The following is a 16,180-nucleotide window of genomic DNA, read 5'->3' as shown; positions in this document are numbered from 1 at the left end:
TTTAAGCGGTTAACCACATGCCAAGAATTTGCATGTAACGTCCATTACTAATATTGCCGTTAATCTCGACCTTACCGTCTTTATCAACCATAAAGCTAGCAGACTGGCCACCATGGTCACTGAGCATAATAATGCCTTGCTTGATAGGACGATAATCTGCAGGAATACTGTGATAAGGCGACACAGAGTGCGTGTTCTGCGGAGTATTACCACTAGTAACCGCCTGCTCAGAAACCATGACAAGACGACCCTGCTTATACAACGTCACGTTCCTATCAATATAAGGCAAACCTATTGATACAGACGTAACGTGATCAAGCCGAGAACTTATATTATGTATGTTTCCAAGCTTTGCAGCGGTCACGTTGACTGTTGGTACTAGTCCTGTAATAGAGACTTGGCAAAATCCGATTGTCGAATTTACAGTTGTATCGGATTGTAGAGATGGTGATGATACTGATGGTGCTGATGCGGTTCCCGTGGTTGGTGTTCCGCGTACAACGGTTAACTTGATATCTTCTATGCCTGTGTTTGATTGACGTGTATAGGTAAAGCAGAGTAAATCGATTCGATTGTATCCTGTTTGCCCTGACGTGATTGTTAACCGTTCCTGGCTTGTGATACGAATGTGACGTCCATTCACGAGCCAATGAGATACAGGGATAAGAATAGTGTTCGCATCTAAGACGGTGATGGTTGGATAGCTACCATCTTCGCTTGCTAATAGGTAGACTCCTCTACCTGCGAGCGCGGCGTTGAGTTGTGCGTCGTCTACTGCGCTGATATGGTTTTTTCCTGCTTTGCCTGTGATGAGTTCGATGCTCATTGTTGTTCTCCTGTGTTTATTCGACGGCGTTCATGAATTGCATGAAGCTGGTGTTGAGGCTGTTCATTTTTTTGCGTGCGAGTTCTGCGCATTTTGGGCAGATGAGGTAGTCTTTGATGGTTCCGTTGAGGTCGGGGTATTTGATGTGGATCCATGTGCTTTGTGTGGTGATGTCGTCGTCTTTGATGATGGCGGTGTGGTTGGTTGGGTAGCGGTCGCATGTGTACATGCTGTATCCGTTTGTTATTGGCATGGTTGTCTCCTTAATTGATTTGTTGTGTGGTGTCGTGGAGTGTTTGGTTGAGTGTGTATTCGATGTTTGTTGTGTCTCCTTCTATGGTGATGACTTTTTTGGTGACGTAGTTGGTGACGGTCAGGTGTGCTTGTTGTGAGATGGCTGTGACTTTGTCACCGATGTCGAGGTGGATACTTGTGTCGCTCATGTCTGCGTTGATGGTTCCGAGTGCTTGGTATTCTTCAAGCTTCTTTCGAGTGGTGTCGTTGAGCTCGTCTGGTTCAGCGTTGGTGTTCTCGTAGACGATGGTGTTTTCGAGATTGCCTGTGAGGGTTTGTGTGGTACTGATTTTGCCGTTTGTGTCGGCGTACCAGTGGACGACTGTTCGGTTTTTGAGTTCGCCTTTACCTAACCCGATGGCATGGTTGACTCGGTTGTAGTTGCGTGTGATTTTCATACCGAACGCGTTAGCGACAGCTAGGTTATTAATACTCTTTTGTGGTCGTGTTGAGATGAGTACTTTTTTCATGTCACTCTTATAAGTGAGTAAGAGTGTGAGATTGTTTGCTTGACACATGTCGAGTAAACCAGTGTATGCGTCTGTGTAGCGAGCAAACTGGTACGTTCCGTTTATCGTGTGTGGACAGGTCATGTCTGTTGTGAAAAGGCTCGTTAAGCCTAAACGTGTTATGAGTTGTTCGATGATGGTGCGGAATGCTCCGTTAACTGTGTAGTAGTCTTGACCGGTGGGTGGTTGGATGATTTTACCGGCGAGTATGCCGTGCCAGGAACGACCACTATAGATGATTTGATTATTGTCATCCGTGACAGTGTCAATGATTCCACCTATATCACTGTTTTCGGATACTAAAAGGCAGCTACCAGAGATGATAGCTGCCTCATGAGTGTCTACGGTAAGTTCGAAATCGTTTTCTCCACTCCCATACGCTATATCAAGAGATGGATTAAGTAAAACTTTAATCCTATTGCCTTGATTATCGGTAATCATATAGTCCATGGCAAACGTCCTTTCTTGACCCATAGGGTTACATCGAAATCGAATTCGTTAGACCATAAAACGGGGTGAGAACCCGGAGGAACAGGTGCAAAAATATTCTTACCGTCTACAAAAGAAGCGTTATCGAGAACATTTCTGCTCGTTCCTAAACTATCGATGAGAATAACTGTTTTCTCACGCGAATCAATCGAGAGCCTATACGTGTCTGGAACATCGATAGATACTTGATACACGTTGTTAGCGATACTGATTTGTGGATTTGTAACTGGACCATATATCGTCAAATCGCAATCAAGAGTGACGAGCTGAGGATTAGTAATATCACCATTCATCTGAACGAGTGAATAATCATAATCGTAATCGAGACCTGTCTGGTCAACAATATCCATCGTGTAAGATTGACGTATCGGCTCACGCCACACACCATCAATAAGCAGCACGGTCAACTCAGTTTGGGCAAGCAAAGGTGAAACGTGTTTTGCTTCATCTTTAACGATAAAACATAATGTCTCACAATCATCCGCTACAAGAGTTGCTGGAGTATTATTCTCAACATCCGCATCACACGTATCAAGAAAATCCTGCAAGACCTGCTTATCAATAGCAGAAAGAGTAATAGTACGAGTCTGACTATTCTTATACCGTTTCTGCAGATAACGACCCTTATTCTTATATGACCATTCACCCGAACGTAAAGACTCAACAGTCCCGCCAAAAAGAGCAGGACCATTGAGCTCAAAACGACGATTCACACAACCAGAACGATACGAAAGACTATGCGATACCATAAATCCTCTTTCTCTGACGTAACGACTCCGATGGAGCATTATCAGCAATAATGTCACCCAAATCCTCATACAAAGACCCCACCAAATCAGTCAACCTATCCAACTGAGACACCTGCGAGCGCGCGGTGTCGATTTCGTATCGTTGTGTGGTTGTCAGTAGTGGTGTGGTTGGTTGTGCTGTGAGTTTTGTGTTGAGTGTTTGGTGGAAGCTGTCGGCGAGTGTGTCGTTCATGGTGTTGACGGTTTTTTGGACGTCGGTGAAGGATGTTTTGAGTCCTTGGTTGAGTCCGTGCATGATGGCGTTGCCGGCTGGTATGAGGAGTTTTTTGTCGTAGCTAATTGGGCCTTTGTGTTGTTTGATCCAGTCTGCTATTCCTCCGACGAAGCCGGTGACGTTTTTCCATGCTTCTTTGAGTCCGCCTAGGAGTCCGTCCATGATTGCTTTTCCTGCGTTTGATAGCCATGAGCCTGCACCGTTGAATGCGCCTGTGATGGTGTTTTTGACTCCGTTCATGAGGTTTTTCACTGTGTTTATACCGTTGTTGATGACGGTAGTGAAGTTTGACCAGGTGCTGGATAGGATTGAGCTGATTCCGTTCCAGGTGGAGTTCCATATGTTTTTGATGAGGTTGAGTTCTCCGGTGAAAATGGTGATGATAGTATTCAAGACGGTGGAGAAGATTGTTTGGATTGCTTGCCATATGCCTGAGAATACGTTTTGTATTCCTTGCCATGCGAGGCTCCAATTACCGCTGATGAGTCCTGTGGCAATGTCGATGATGCCTTGGATGACTGTCATAGCGTTTTGTACGACGGTTTGGATTCCTGACCATACGATACTGATAACACTACTCACTGTGGACCATAGAGTATTCCAGGTGACGCTAATGTTGTTTCCGATTGCTTGGAATATGGATGCAAGGTTATTCAGGATTGGTTGAATAATCGGTATGATTGCATTCCATACTTGAGCGATCATGCTTCCAGTACGTTGAAGAACAGAAATTATTAGTGTGAATGCTTGGCTAACGATAGGAGAGACAATATTCCACACGTTTTGGATGACTGTAATAATCCCTGAGATGACTCCTACAAGCCAATTCAATACACCACCTAACGTGTTAATCACAGCATTGAAGATTCCTGATTGTGCTACAAAGATGGCAATCTGCTTAACCCATTGTCCCAAAGGTCCTACGATACTTCTGAAGAGTTCACCTAACTTGGACATGAGTGGCCCAAGAGATGCAAGGAAACTCTGGAAAGGGGCAGACGTCGCGACAGCATTAATAATACTGTTGACAAGCTCTGTAAAACCCGCAATAACAGGCTGAATAAAAGCACTTACACCCTGAAATACTGCTGTAACACCTTCCATTGCTCCACGGAGCATAGAAGAAATAGACGTGAGTAGTCCGGGGTTCGATAGCGATTGAATCATGCTCGTCCACTGAGATAAAACAGACTCACCAAGCTGATCAAAAATGCCTAATACACTTTGTGCAATAGACTGCAATCCAGCTGATAAGCTCTGCCCTAATCCTGAACTAGCAAAGACTGTCTCAATATTCTTCCACCCGTTAGAAGCAGCAGACACTAATTGCTTAAACTTGTCAGTGAACGCTTCCTTAATATAGTCAAGCTGACCCGTAAGATTCTCAGAAATACCAAGGTTCTTGCCCTGGAATAAGTCTGTGAAAGCCTGACTAATTTGACCGCTAAAACCAGTAATAACCTGTGGGATAGCAGCAATCATACCCTTAGCGATTTGCACGATACGTGGAGCAATGTTCCTACCAACTGTGATCACGCTGGTTACGAGGTCTTGTGATAAGACAGCGAGATTAGCGTCGTCGCGTCCTAAACCTGTAACCCAGTTCGTCCATGATGCTTTCATGGAACTTACAGACCCTTCGATAGTGGTTGCTGCTTCCTTAGCGGTCGTACCTGTAATACCGAGGTTCTCTTGGACAAGATGGATAGCGGTGACAACATCACCGAAGTTGCTGATATCGAATTTCTTCCCCATCGCGCTAGGAAGCTTGGAAGCGTCATTGAGCAAACGCTGAAGCTCTGTCTTCGTGCCACCATAACCAAGCTTCAAATTATCGAGCATCATGTAATTGCCACGAGACAACGACTGATACGTTTGAATAATGGAATCCATGGAAGTACCCATCTTATTCGCATTATCACTCATATCACGTATAGCCATATCTGATAATTCAGCAGACTTGTGTACATTACCGCCCACAGAGCTCGTCATAGCAGCTGCAAATGAAGTAACAGTATTCATGTACTCATTAGCTGATAGTCCAGCGGTTTTAAAAGCACTCGAAGCATACTGCTCAACCTGTCCTGCTGCATCCTTAAACAAGGTTTCGATACCGCCAACAGCCTGCTCATACACAGCATAAGCATCTAATGCCTGCTTACCGACAGCAACAAGTGCAGCACCTCCTGCAGCAACACCAGCAATAACAGCCGCCTTAGCAACACTTCCTAACGCTTTCGCTTTAGATGCAAAACCAGCATTATACGATTCGCCTATCTCACTTCCAGCTTTACTACCAGCGCTATTACCTGCTGACTTGAAAGCGTCTGCAATAGACTTACCCACACCCTTCATGCTCGGAATAATCTCAACATAAGCTGCAGCGAGCTTGACACCGTCATCAGCCATAATAAGTTTTCCTTTCTTCTATCCGTAAAGAGCTGTGAGTAGGTCATCTGGATTCATTGACCCAGTCTTCTCAGTGTTACCTGCGGATTCTTGACCAGGGCGAATAATAGAGCTCTTCCATTTACCGTTACTTTGCGCGGCTTTCGTTTTCGTCCACGCATTAAATGACACGGCATCAGCAATCTCAGCAAGTAAATACGCTTCAGTACTCCACGTTGCCCGTTCATCAAATACTTTCCAAATACTCGCGTTCAGTGGAAGGTTTGCAGCAAGATCTGCAGCACGGCGAATATTAAGACCATCGCCCAAGTAATCAATATTGAGCCCATAGAAACGTTGAAAATCAGCACGTACCACATCAGGGTGCGTTCCAATCATCTCTATGAGCATTAAGAGTTTGGGTTTAGCTGCTTCATCACATCCATCGTGAACTCTTGAACAGTCTGCGCATCAATACGACCAGACTCAGGATCGCGCAAAGCACTCTTCACTTCCTTATACTTATCACCACACAAAGTACGCAACAGTGGAACAACAGCGAGCGCGCCGTCTCCGTCTTGTGTGGTTTCGTCTGCGTGTGTGAGGTCGTAGAGGTGTTCGATGAAGTCGAGGTCGTCGAGGATTGTTGGGTCGATTTGCCATGTGAGGTCTTTGTAGGTGACTGTTTGTGGCTTGTTTTCGTGTGGTAGTGGCATTGTGTGTCCTTACGGGTTTTATAAAGCGAGGAGGGCATCTGTTGTTAGATGCTCTCCTCGGTTGTTGTGGTTTGTGTTTTAGTGGGATTCACCTGGTGCTACGACTGCGCCTGATTGTGTTTTTGGTTTGAGAGGTTCAATGTAGTTTTCGGTGAAGTGGTTTTGTGAGTTCCTGTATGCTGTGCAGGTTACGCCGTAGGTTATTGCGTCTGCTGCATGCTCTTGGCGTTCTTCAGTGTCGGTTACGCTTGCGACTTCGATGACTGTTCGCTTGCGTCTATCGTTTCCTGCCATGAGGATATCTGCAACGAGTGCGACCTTTTCTCCTGTTGGTGGAGTGGTCGAGTAGTGGATTGATTCTTTCGCTGCATCGATGATCACGTTTTCACTGCCGAAGCGGAGCTTGAGGCTGTACTCGTTTGTTTCGAGCATTGTGAATTTAATGGTCTCTTCATGTGACGAGTTGATAGCGAGCGCGGTTTCGCCGTCCATGTCTGCGACTTTTGTGGTGTCGTTGTCTTCTCCGTAGGTGACGCCGTCTTCGTCGAGCAGTCCAACGCTGTGGAATGCTTCGTTGAGTTTGTCGTGTGCGTTTTCTGGTAGTGGTGTGCCTAGTGGTGCCCACCAGAGGACGCCTGCGGGGTTCTTTTTGGCTACTGCTACATCAGCCATAGTGTGCTCTCCTTAAAATTGTGTTGGTTGTGGTTTGCTTGTTGTTATGAGTAGTGTGAGTGTGTATCGTTCTCTCACTGGTGGTCCCGGGTCTGGGTAGTGTGCGATCGCGTTGATTTGGTAATCGGCAACTACGGGTATCTGGTAGAGGATGCTTAGGCGAGGAACGATAAGAGTGTGCATGAGCTTAGAGCATTCGTATCTAGTTGAAGCGTACCCGTTGATGGTGAGTGTCCACGCGTCGGTTACGTTTCCGATACTTGCTCCGATTTGCTCTACAGTGATTACGCGAGCGTTATCACGTGCAGGCATATCTGCCGAAATGGTAACGTCATGCAGGTTCTTATCGTTTTTGAGCCAGTCGATAACTATCTGTTCGATAATCATGCAGCCCCTCCACTGCTTAATGCTCTGCGCAGTGTATCGTGCTTTGCGTTGTCTAAGCACGCGTACAAGTTACCTCGACTCGTAACGAGAGCTATAGAGCCTTTACGTGAGTCTCTGACTTGGACAGCCGTGTATACGACTGGACGATATTTGAATTGTGCCATGTTGTTCGCTTTTTTAGCGAGCTTTTGAGCTTCACCATCAACGACTTTCTGCACAATCTCACTACGCCTATAGTCAGTAAACGCGCGCATACGTAGCTTCACATTCGTGCCAGCCATTATCCCTCCTTATCGGCTACTTGGACGACAAGATTCCATGCGGTAGGAGTTAATCCAGCGTTGTACGGTCTAGGGTCTCCTATAACCGTGTACTCGTTATCATCGATACGGATTAAGCAGCCACGTAGACTCTTAAACTTCCAAGCACGAGGAAAATACAGAGTGTACGCGACTGTAATACCGTCAGGATGAGTATTCTCAGTAGAATTCGATTGCGCGCCTGGTGCAACAAGCACGTTAGGAACACTCTCGAACACCTGTTCATACACGGATGCGCCGAATGGGTCCACAGTAGACTCTCGTTTATAAATAACGGTTACTGTTTCACCACGCATGATTATTCACCTGCCAAATCAATATGAAACCCGGTCTGTCCCGAGCTCTTCGATAAACGTCTCTTCTCCGCGCGAGACAAGTACAAGTCTCCCGTCGGATTAGTAAACGTCCATGATTGAGAAAAAGGACCCGTGGCTTGAGTTGCTTGAGATACTCCAGAAAGACCATCCCCTAAAGTAGTGGATGCAGCCAAAGCTCGCTGAACCATAGCGCATGCCATTACTTCAAGGATTCGCTTATCGTCAGTGAGACGATGTGGAGGAATCTCACTACGAATAACGTCAGAAGCGTCAGAAAGCAATTGCGTTGCACGCTTCTCATCACTACTACTGACGTTATAACGCTTTTTCAACTGTTCCACAGTCGCAAATACTTCCTCCATACGTCGCTACTCCTAGTGAGAGGAAGAAGCGCCTGAAGTGGAAGCGATAACAGCGAAACGCTTTTCGAAGACATACCATGCGTAATACATTTCCATACGCAAAGCAATCTGATTCTTACACTTCAAATCACCAAGCCCATCAGGATCACCAGTAGAAATGAGCTCGACAGGCATCTGGCGCTGAATACCCCAATACACACCGTTCTGGAAATCACCAACAATACCCTTCACGTTTGGCTTCGTGGTAGCCTCAGGCGGGTTAACTGTTGTAGTTACGCTAACAGGTACGCTCTTAAAGCTTTCAATACCTACACCAAAGCCAAGCTCTGGATACAATGGACGATTATTCTTATCAGAAGCCGTAGCAAGCTCATACGATGCAGTAGGAGTCAAAGCCATACCGTTAATTGGATAACCCTCATCATCAGCTGAAAGAACCATACCAATCGCCTTCTGCAAATCCGCATTAAAATCAGACGTAGCAGCTACACGATTCGTTGTAGCATTCAAATAATTCGTCCAACTAGACACCTCGCCACCCGTCAAAGGATTCAGACGATAGAAAACACCCAAATCAAGAGCACGTGCGAGCGCGGACTGTCCTCCGTTTGCGAGTTCGCTGAGTACTCCAATCTGGTAGTCTTCGTCTGCGTAGAGGACTTCTTCGTCAAAGCGCATAGTGACTTGTGCTTTGTGCTGTGATGTGACGACTGTGCCGAAGTCTGCAGGTGTTGGTGCCTTATCGCCACCTTCTTCCACGAATTCAGCTCGTGGCTTGGTTGTGAAAGTAACGAGCTGGTTCTTACCGAAGCGCATTGGCTTCTGTGCGGACAGCTTACCGACTGCGCTTCCACTTGTTACTTGTGATACTACTCCTGATACGAGGTCGTTTGGGAGGTTAAATTTTCCTGTTGCGAGTGCAACCATAATATATCCCCTTTCAAAGGATAAATAGGATGTGGTTAGTTGTTTGAGTTACCAAAAAGGGCTTGAGCTAGTCCCTTCATTCCTTGAGATGGTTGTGTAGTTGGCTGATTGCCAAGCAATGGAATGACAGGTGCTTGTGGTTTACGCGCAGACTCAAGTATTCCTGCTACTATCTTTGCGTGTTCTTGAATTTCTTCAAGAGTAGATCCACGCAGAGCTTCAGCAGGTACTCCTGTCTCTTGCGAGACTTTCGTTTTCCATTCATTCTGCTGGTTCGCAGCTTGAATAGAATCCAACTGCATGTGAAGAGTCTTGTTTGCTTCTTCAAGCTTGTGCACTTGTTTATCGTGGGATTCTTGAAGCTCTTTCAGCTTGAGAGAATCCTTATACGATTCTTTAGCTCTCTCTTCCCACATGCGTGCTTTAGCTTCCCAATCGATAGTGTCTGAAGTACCCTGCGGTTCTTGATTATCGACTGGTTCAACTGGTTCATCGTGGTTCACTGTTGGTTCATCAGCCATAATGGCAACTCCTTAATAATTTTTATTTCTCCCATTTCGGGTATGAAAATACCCCGACAGCCCTGCGGCTTATCGGGGTTAAACGTGGCAATGAAAAGAATCGAACTATTTCAAACCTTTTGGTTTTCAACCATGAAATGCCTAAAATTCGTTATACGTAGACAATTTGTTATGCAAAAGGGGTACCTCATTGTGAGATACCCCTTAATAAAAAATACTTGTACAGCTAAGCTACTTTTTGTAAAAGATATTGACAGTCCTCAATAGCCTGCTCATCTTCTTCCTGCTTGGCAACGTAAAGTACATCAGATATATCTTGTTTAGTTATTTTAATCTTAAACTGGCGAATGTAACCGATGGCTATACACTGAGCGACAGCCCATTCACCAGCACGTACAATAGATTTAATTGTTTCACTTTCAGATATATGTCCAGCTTGCACAAGTAAATCAATAATACGTTTCGATAGGTCATCAATTCTTGATGCCATGAGTTATTATTCACCTCCCAAGTCGATACGCAGTAATTACTTTCCCTTTACGAACAATTACTTGTATCTTAACACCTTTATATGTACTAGTAAATAGACCATCACTTGAAGTGTTACCGACGGTATGCTCAATAGCGTTTAGGATGTCTTCGTTCTTCCATGAAGAGGGGAATTCATCGCCATTCGTTATCCAGCCGAAACCTGAGGAATGTCCACCTTTGAAGTTCCATTCCTTTTCTTTAGTCTGGCTATTTCTGACTTTCTCTCTATCCCCATAAAGAATATGATTCCATTCTTTAGCACGAAGTTGAGGTAAATCTTTTGGCCAGTCTTTTGGCGCTTCAACAGGAGTTTCTGGTGGCATTTTATATTTAGGATTATTGGCTGCAATGAAACGTTCAGCAAGACTCGACCGATAATCCTTATAAATAGCATACGAGAGGCTTTGATCACTGGTCATACGAACATCAGTATGTACACCATCCTTATACTCGTCAGGTTTCAAATGACGCATCATCCATACTTCAGCACTACGACCAGAAGCTGTAGCATCTTTATGCGGATTCTGCTTCTCAAAATCCTTAAACGCCTTCGCATAAGGACCCTCACCCTTGCGAGCGCGTGCGAGTTCTTCTCGTGCTTCTTGGTAGTCGTTGTAGAGTTTGTCGGGGTCGTAGCCTTGGATGAAGGCTTGTCGTGATTTGAATGATGGGCATGGCCAGCAGTCGCAGTTTGCGTGTTGTGCTGCTTGTGCTTTGTATTTTCGTTCGTAGTGGAATCCGTTGCTGGCGAGCATGGTGCAGAAGGCGCATGTTTTGCCTTGTGGTACGAGTGCCCATTTGACTTTGTGTGAGTCGTGTCGTACGTTTTCCATGATGGTTGCTCGTCCGCAGTATTTGACCCACCGGTCGATGGAATTGTTGAGGAAGCGTTGCATCTGTTGTGGGTCGTCCCATAGGACTCCTGCTTGCCATCTGATGGAGTCTTGGACTGCTTCACTCGGGTAACCTTCGCCTATGGTGGCGATGAAGTCGGATTTACCTAAGTCTGCTTCTCGTGCTTGTTCGTACCATTCTGCAGCTGCTGTTCCTGCTACATCTCCGTATTTGGAAACGAGCTCTGGAATGAGCTTTAGCAGGGCGTTACGTTGTTTGTCTGGTTCTAATCCTTGTAGTGATTTCCAGAGCTTGTCAAGGTCTCGTCTCGCAAATTCTACGTTATGGTTCTGTGCTTTCGCTAGCAGTTCCAAATCCGCTCGTGTTGGCATTTGTATCCTCCGTGGTGAGACTGTCTAGGATTGAGCGTGCGTTTTTACGCGCTAAATCGGTTTTTAGGCTTGTGATTTCTTCTGGCGTGAGTCCTGCACGGCTTAAACCGACGCGACTTGTGGAGTATCCTTCGATAACTGCTGATAGTTTGCTAAACGCATCTGCGAGCGCGGCGTTGGATACTTCTTTTGTTGGTGCCCAGAGGGGGCGTATGGATGCGAGGTCGTCTGGTATGGTTGTTAATCCGTCTCGCATGCGTACTGCTTGGATGACTGCTTTTTTGATGGCAGCGCCGAAGCGGAGGTTTTGGCGGTCGGCTTCGCGTGAGAGTTTGCGTTCTGCGGCTGCCATTGCTTCTGCAGATGCTGGGTTGTCAACTGTTATGCCGAGGTCGTTTACTGGGAGGTTTGTTTCTGCAGCAACGAGGAGTGCGACGGTTCGTAGCATGTCGGAGTGAGGTTGCATGCTTGCTTGGCTGATTTGTGTGATTGTTGGGCTTTCACCGTCTTCGTCTTTGCTGACAGCGTTGATGGACGATTGTAGTGATGACCACGTGTCAGCAGAGAAAGAATCAGGATCTAGTCCGAGGAACCATAAGCGTGGTGCTGAATAGAATTCAGCAGTGGATTCCATGCGCACCATTGTCCTGTACCCGATATTTGTCAAACTCATGAGTGTTCGACTGATACGTGAACGACCGAATGGTCGGTTGAGCTGCGCATCGTAGGCGAGTGGAATGACGTTGACTTCATCGAGTTTGGTTTCTTGCATATCGATGACTGACCAGACGTTCAGTGTTCGACTAATAGTGATGACGAGTCCTGGAAGCCACACAATAAATTGCGTAATCTTTCCATCTTTATCCGCATCGGTAATGGTGAGTGCAGCTTTAACCGTGCGCTCAACGTTGTCCCAAATTGCGGCAGACCAGTCAGCAGAGCGTGGAACGATTCTGATCTTACCCGTCTTATCCGCAGCAACAGTAAGAAAAGCACACGAGTGAATGTAAGCACTGGTTATCGCTTGACTCATTTCTACTTCGAGCTGATTGTCAGCCACGAGTTGAGCAATACCATACGTATCTTCATCATCCGTTTCAAACCCTTGGAATACGCTCAAATCAGCAAGTGAACGTACAGCCTTTGCAGGCCACGCAATCATTGGCTGTACTTTATTGCGAATGCGGTCTGGAATACCTATACCAAAATCATGGAACTCCTCATGAGCTGTATAGTATCGAGTCCTTAAAATATTACGCCCGTAATGGTCACGCCACACTTCAAGCAAACTATTAACGATAGGTAGGTATTGGGCATCTAATCCTTGAACAGTGGTCAGATTTGCGGATGCTACATCGAGATACGCTTCATCTTTAGACCATACTTCAATGTCACTTGTGTTACTCATATCATTACTCTCACTTTTCTTCCTGGCTTACGTTTGCTCACGGCAGCCATATGCAACGCGTTGGTACAGGCCACAAGAGGGCTAATGTTGACGTCTGCCCCCATTTTGTTCCAGGCGAAAGCGCCTGCTTTACCGATTGGGCGTTTAATTGCTCCGTGAACAGCAGAATATAAGGCTTGTTGTTGTGGTTCGGGTAAATGTGTAAGCTTTCCTGTGTTAAGGAGGTCGAGGAATCGTCCTGCAGCTATACCTGCATCACGGTACCCCATGATTAATGGTTTAATATGATGCTCAGTAAGTTCAGGCAGATAGACCATTGCTGGATTGTTTGAATCAATCGCTAATCCAAGCATGCTTCGTTTGCGTTCTGCAAGGAAATCAAAGACCTGCGATACATCTTCGGATTGTGGATCTATATGCATGATGTCTTCTGTGTGATATGTTCCATTCTCGTACTTCATACATGCGGCAAGAGTGAGCTGTGTACGGTCTGGATTCATATCTAAAGCGAAAGCAGCGTTACCACCTTCTGGCTTATCAGACACAGCAGTCTTATCCCATAGCTCAGGGTTTATTGCAGACTCAGCTATGACCATATCCCACACTCCGAGTGCTTCTCTACGGAAGGAATCGTCACTGAGTTGACGGCGCATGCGTAGTATCGCGCTTTCAGAAGTTCGTTCAGGATAGCTTGGATTAGCCTTACGCCACTGACTTCTATCGTCTAAATCAGCTTCACGGTCGGCACTGAATTCTACGAATAGAGTGTCTGTATCGCGACCTGAAATACAATCAAGACGTTTCAATCTGAAAGCTTCGCCCGGGTCTTTAGGGCGTGGAGGAGTACCCATGTAGAAGACGAGTGGGTTCGATGATGCGTTCGTCATTGGCACCATATCTTCCATAGCTGCCTCGGTCAGAATCTGGCACTCATCAAAGACAATCATGTCTACGCCCGCCATGCCTCGTCCAAAGCCTTGCTCACGTGCGCCGAACATAATTCGGCTTCCATTAGTGAAGCTGATTTCTTGCTGACCGTTAGCGCGACGTACTACATTAACATAATTACTTAAAGTTGGTTTATTGATTAAACCAGTCATCGTTGTAAATGTTTCTGTTGATGTGCGAGTGTGATGTGCAGTCCATACAACTTTGAGATTGGATCGTGCCAGGGCAAGCATGATGATGGTATTGCCGACAAGATATGTTTTACCGATTTGACGAGGCAAGCTCATCCAAATACCGCCAACACTTGCAGCATAACGACCATCAGAACGTTTTCCCAGCATATACATACCGAACTCGTTTTGCCAAGTGTCAAAATTAATCTCACAAGCATGAGCAAGCTTGCTGACAGTAGACCATTCCGTGCTCACTATTCCCTCAGGATAGATCAAATGATGAGCTGTTTTATTGAGACTCTGGTCGGAAGACAACGTCATCAGTAGTTTCTCCCTTCAACAATGATTCAAGACTCGAATTTGATGAATCATGATCCAAACTATCCAACTGTTTGCTCGCATCTAAAAGCGTTTTTGCCAGACCAGGAAGAGCAGAAGCTGGCGTAGTGTCATCAGTCATTGCTTTCTTCGCAATTTGCTTCACAAATTCCAAATCGTCAGTGAAACCATGACCCATCATTTTCTCAAAATCACGATTAGTAATATCATCACGTACCTGGCTAACGATGCTCAATGGAACATTGTCAATCTTGCCTGACGAAGTGACCCGAATAGACTCTCGGGATGTTGAATAAGACGTTCCAGAAGTGTTTTCTGCTTGTTCTTGTCGTTTCTTTGCTCGATTTGCTTTCCTTCGGCATGTATCTGAGCAATAAGAAGGCCTGCGACCATGTCCATTCCATGAAAAAATCTTGCCACAAGTCTTACAATGCATGCTATTTTCTCCATTTCGTCCCTATTCGGGACACTGTCCCGATATGGCTGTCCCGATAAGACCGACCTCGTGGGGGGATATGGGCGCTGGGCGCCGGGTGATCGCCAAAGAAACACACGGGGGAGGGGCTCCCCACCTTTTCACCATGAACTCGGTTGCGGTTTAACATTGACTGTCTTTTCTGCTTGTATTTCACGCTCTTTGAGCTTGTTACGAGCGTATGTGACTGTATGATTACTCTTAATCTCATTACAAATACGATGAGCAAGCCTACAATTATTCCAATCAAACGGACTCCCACCACGCGAAACAGGGATAATCTCATCGACTTCTGGACTCATAGGGTGCGGAGTCTTCAACGACTTATCAATCGGCTTACCACAAATCCAACATGTATCATACGCAGCAATCACACGAGCACGAAGCTTACGCCTGCGATTACCATTACGATAACGAATCTGCTTTTCAATACGAGACATCATTACTCTGCTTTCAATGAATCAATTAAAATAACTATGAACATACGCACGTTGAGAGGACTAGGAATGTTCAATTGGCTTACAGAAAATGTTGCTTTACTCGGTTTTATTTGGACTGTTGTTGGAACGATAATTGGCGCAGTAATTAATCACTTCGTGAATAAGCGATCGGCTCAGAAAGCTCAAGAAAAATGGGACAAAGAATTAGCTGCTAAAAACGAACAAATACAAGTACTACGCAACCAGAACAATGAACTACAACGTCAAACTGATGTACTAGAGAAACAACTAGCGCTCGAACTAGAACATAGCGAAGCGCCACAATGGAATTTATATCGAGACTCAAGTATTCGTTTTATCCTTGAGAATAGAAATACTTATACATCCTGTGGCGTAACCGTTCATTACATAACATCACAGGACGGAGAAGTTGCAGAAGAATTGGGCAATCTCACCTCTGGTAGTGAAAAAGTTTTTGAATGTATGATGGCTGGAATATGGGGAGGATTAGACAGTGATGAGTTTCGTATCACATGGCATCGTGAAAATAGTGATGAGCTACGAGAGATTACTCTTGCTATCCCACCACAGTGATAATAATTCTTGTGCTTTGTCTGGTGGAAGCTCAACCATTTTCGTGTATGTGACAATAATACCTTTTTTAGAAACAGATAAAAGTTTTATTGGATCATTTTTGACGTAGCCGTGTTCACTTTCTAAAAGTTTCGCAGCAGCTGCACCGTGTTCACTGTTGTCATCGAAGTCAATGAACTCCATAGGCTTCCACTCAGTATCATGTGACGTTTTATCGCTCATGATTATTCCTTTATTTAAGAGGTATAAGTAAAGCTCACATGTTTTCTTTCCTAGAAGGACTAGTAAAACTAGG

Annotated in this window: 22 protein-coding genes; 2 read left to right on the top strand and 20 right to left on the bottom strand. The window is 45.4% G+C overall.

The annotated features are described in order from the left end of the window. Position 1: 1 nt before the first annotated feature. Positions 2-826, bottom strand: a complete 825-nt coding sequence (locus EJ419_RS07360) for a hypothetical protein (RefSeq protein WP_131285118.1) — start codon at positions 824-826, stop codon at positions 2-4. On the opposite strand from EJ419_RS07360, the gene EJ419_RS07355 reads away from it, so the two are divergent. Next, complete coding sequence (locus EJ419_RS07355) at positions 819-1,097, top strand: hypothetical protein (protein WP_131285116.1); 279 nt, start codon at positions 819-821, stop codon at positions 1,095-1,097. The genes EJ419_RS07360 and EJ419_RS07355 overlap by 8 nt on opposite strands. On the opposite strand, the gene EJ419_RS07350 is transcribed toward EJ419_RS07355, so the two are convergent. The 18 genes from EJ419_RS07350 to EJ419_RS07265 form a co-directional block, all read right to left on the bottom strand. After that, positions 1,090-2,079 (bottom strand): hypothetical protein, encoded by a 990-nt coding sequence (locus EJ419_RS07350; RefSeq protein WP_131285114.1) that lies wholly within the window; start codon positions 2,077-2,079, stop codon positions 1,090-1,092. The two genes, EJ419_RS07355 and EJ419_RS07350, sit on opposite strands and share 8 nt — an antisense overlap. Beyond that, complete coding sequence (locus EJ419_RS07345) at positions 2,067-2,867, bottom strand: hypothetical protein (RefSeq protein ID WP_131285112.1); 801 nt, start codon at positions 2,865-2,867, stop codon at positions 2,067-2,069. Before EJ419_RS07345 ends, EJ419_RS07350 begins: the two co-directional genes overlap by 13 nt. Continuing rightward, positions 2,854-5,550, bottom strand: a complete 2,697-nt coding sequence (locus EJ419_RS07340) for a phage tail protein (protein WP_131285110.1) — start codon at positions 5,548-5,550, stop codon at positions 2,854-2,856. The genes EJ419_RS07345 and EJ419_RS07340 overlap by 14 nt, the downstream gene beginning before the upstream one ends. A gap of 18 nt (positions 5,551-5,568) precedes the next feature. Beyond that, positions 5,569-5,928 carry a DUF5361 domain-containing protein gene (locus tag EJ419_RS07335; RefSeq protein WP_131285108.1) on the bottom strand — a complete coding sequence of 120 codons (360 nt, stop codon included), beginning with the start codon at positions 5,926-5,928 and terminating at the stop codon, positions 5,569-5,571. Positions 5,929-5,939: 11 nt separating this feature from the next. After that, entirely contained in the window at positions 5,940-6,245 is a 306-nt protein-coding gene (locus EJ419_RS07330) for a hypothetical protein (RefSeq protein WP_131285106.1), read from the bottom strand. Positions 6,246-6,323: 78 nt separating this feature from the next. After that, complete coding sequence (locus tag EJ419_RS07325; protein ID WP_131285105.1) at positions 6,324-6,917, bottom strand: phage tail tube protein; 594 nt, start codon at positions 6,915-6,917, stop codon at positions 6,324-6,326. Positions 6,918-6,929: 12 nt separating this feature from the next. Then, the gene (locus EJ419_RS07320) at positions 6,930-7,304 is read right to left on the bottom strand and encodes a hypothetical protein (protein ID WP_131285104.1); all 375 of its coding nucleotides are present in this window, start codon (positions 7,302-7,304) and stop codon (positions 6,930-6,932) included. Next, positions 7,301-7,585, bottom strand: a complete 285-nt coding sequence (locus EJ419_RS07315) for a hypothetical protein (RefSeq protein WP_131285103.1) — start codon at positions 7,583-7,585, stop codon at positions 7,301-7,303. Before EJ419_RS07315 ends, EJ419_RS07320 begins: the two co-directional genes overlap by 4 nt. Further along, on the bottom strand, positions 7,585-7,920 hold the full coding sequence (locus tag EJ419_RS07310; RefSeq protein ID WP_131285102.1) for a hypothetical protein: 336 nt from the start codon (positions 7,918-7,920) through the stop codon (positions 7,585-7,587). The genes EJ419_RS07315 and EJ419_RS07310 overlap by 1 nt, the downstream gene beginning before the upstream one ends. Positions 7,921-7,922: 2 nt before the next feature. Next, complete coding sequence (locus EJ419_RS07305) at positions 7,923-8,303, bottom strand: Gp19/Gp15/Gp42 family protein (RefSeq protein ID WP_131285101.1); 381 nt, start codon at positions 8,301-8,303, stop codon at positions 7,923-7,925. Positions 8,304-8,315: 12 nt separating this feature from the next. After that, complete coding sequence (locus tag EJ419_RS07300) at positions 8,316-9,230, bottom strand: phage major capsid protein (protein WP_131285100.1); 915 nt, start codon at positions 9,228-9,230, stop codon at positions 8,316-8,318. Positions 9,231-9,265: 35 nt separating this feature from the next. Continuing rightward, entirely contained in the window at positions 9,266-9,751 is a 486-nt protein-coding gene (locus tag EJ419_RS07295) for a hypothetical protein (protein WP_131285099.1), read from the bottom strand. Positions 9,752-9,977: 226 nt separating this feature from the next. After that, positions 9,978-10,241 (bottom strand): hypothetical protein, encoded by a 264-nt coding sequence (locus tag EJ419_RS07290; RefSeq protein WP_131285097.1) that lies wholly within the window; start codon positions 10,239-10,241, stop codon positions 9,978-9,980. 10 nt (positions 10,242-10,251) lie between these two features. After that, positions 10,252-11,508, bottom strand: a complete 1,257-nt coding sequence (locus EJ419_RS07285) for a VG15 protein (RefSeq protein WP_131285096.1) — start codon at positions 11,506-11,508, stop codon at positions 10,252-10,254. Continuing rightward, positions 11,459-12,916 (bottom strand): phage portal protein, encoded by a 1,458-nt coding sequence (locus EJ419_RS07280; protein ID WP_131285095.1) that lies wholly within the window; start codon positions 12,914-12,916, stop codon positions 11,459-11,461. The genes EJ419_RS07285 and EJ419_RS07280 overlap by 50 nt, the downstream gene beginning before the upstream one ends. Continuing rightward, entirely contained in the window at positions 12,913-14,358 is a 1,446-nt protein-coding gene (locus EJ419_RS07275; RefSeq protein WP_131285094.1) for a terminase large subunit domain-containing protein, read from the bottom strand. The genes EJ419_RS07280 and EJ419_RS07275 overlap by 4 nt, the downstream gene beginning before the upstream one ends. Beyond that, positions 14,327-14,812, bottom strand: coding sequence for a DUF2256 domain-containing protein (locus EJ419_RS07270; RefSeq protein ID WP_131285092.1), 486 nt, complete (start codon positions 14,810-14,812; stop codon positions 14,327-14,329). Before EJ419_RS07270 ends, EJ419_RS07275 begins: the two co-directional genes overlap by 32 nt. A gap of 140 nt (positions 14,813-14,952) precedes the next feature. Continuing rightward, positions 14,953-15,294 (bottom strand): HNH endonuclease, encoded by a 342-nt coding sequence (locus tag EJ419_RS07265; RefSeq protein ID WP_240680371.1) that lies wholly within the window; start codon positions 15,292-15,294, stop codon positions 14,953-14,955. 33 nt (positions 15,295-15,327) lie between these two features. Here EJ419_RS07265 and EJ419_RS07260 point away from each other — a divergent pair, with 33 nt between their 5' ends. Continuing rightward, a complete protein-coding gene (locus EJ419_RS07260) occupies positions 15,328-15,885 on the top strand; it encodes a Z-ring associated ZapG family protein (RefSeq protein ID WP_131285090.1) in 558 nt (185 codons plus the stop codon). Here EJ419_RS07260 and EJ419_RS07255 read toward each other — a convergent pair. Then, positions 15,850-16,107 (bottom strand): hypothetical protein, encoded by a 258-nt coding sequence (locus EJ419_RS07255; RefSeq protein ID WP_131285087.1) that lies wholly within the window; start codon positions 16,105-16,107, stop codon positions 15,850-15,852. The two genes, EJ419_RS07260 and EJ419_RS07255, sit on opposite strands and share 36 nt — an antisense overlap. Positions 16,108-16,180 lie beyond the last annotated feature (73 nt).

The organism is Alloscardovia theropitheci (assembly GCF_004332295.1).
Lineage (GTDB): Bacteria > Actinomycetota > Actinomycetes > Actinomycetales > Bifidobacteriaceae > Alloscardovia > Alloscardovia theropitheci.
This window is presented reverse-complemented; position numbering and strand designations above follow the sequence as displayed.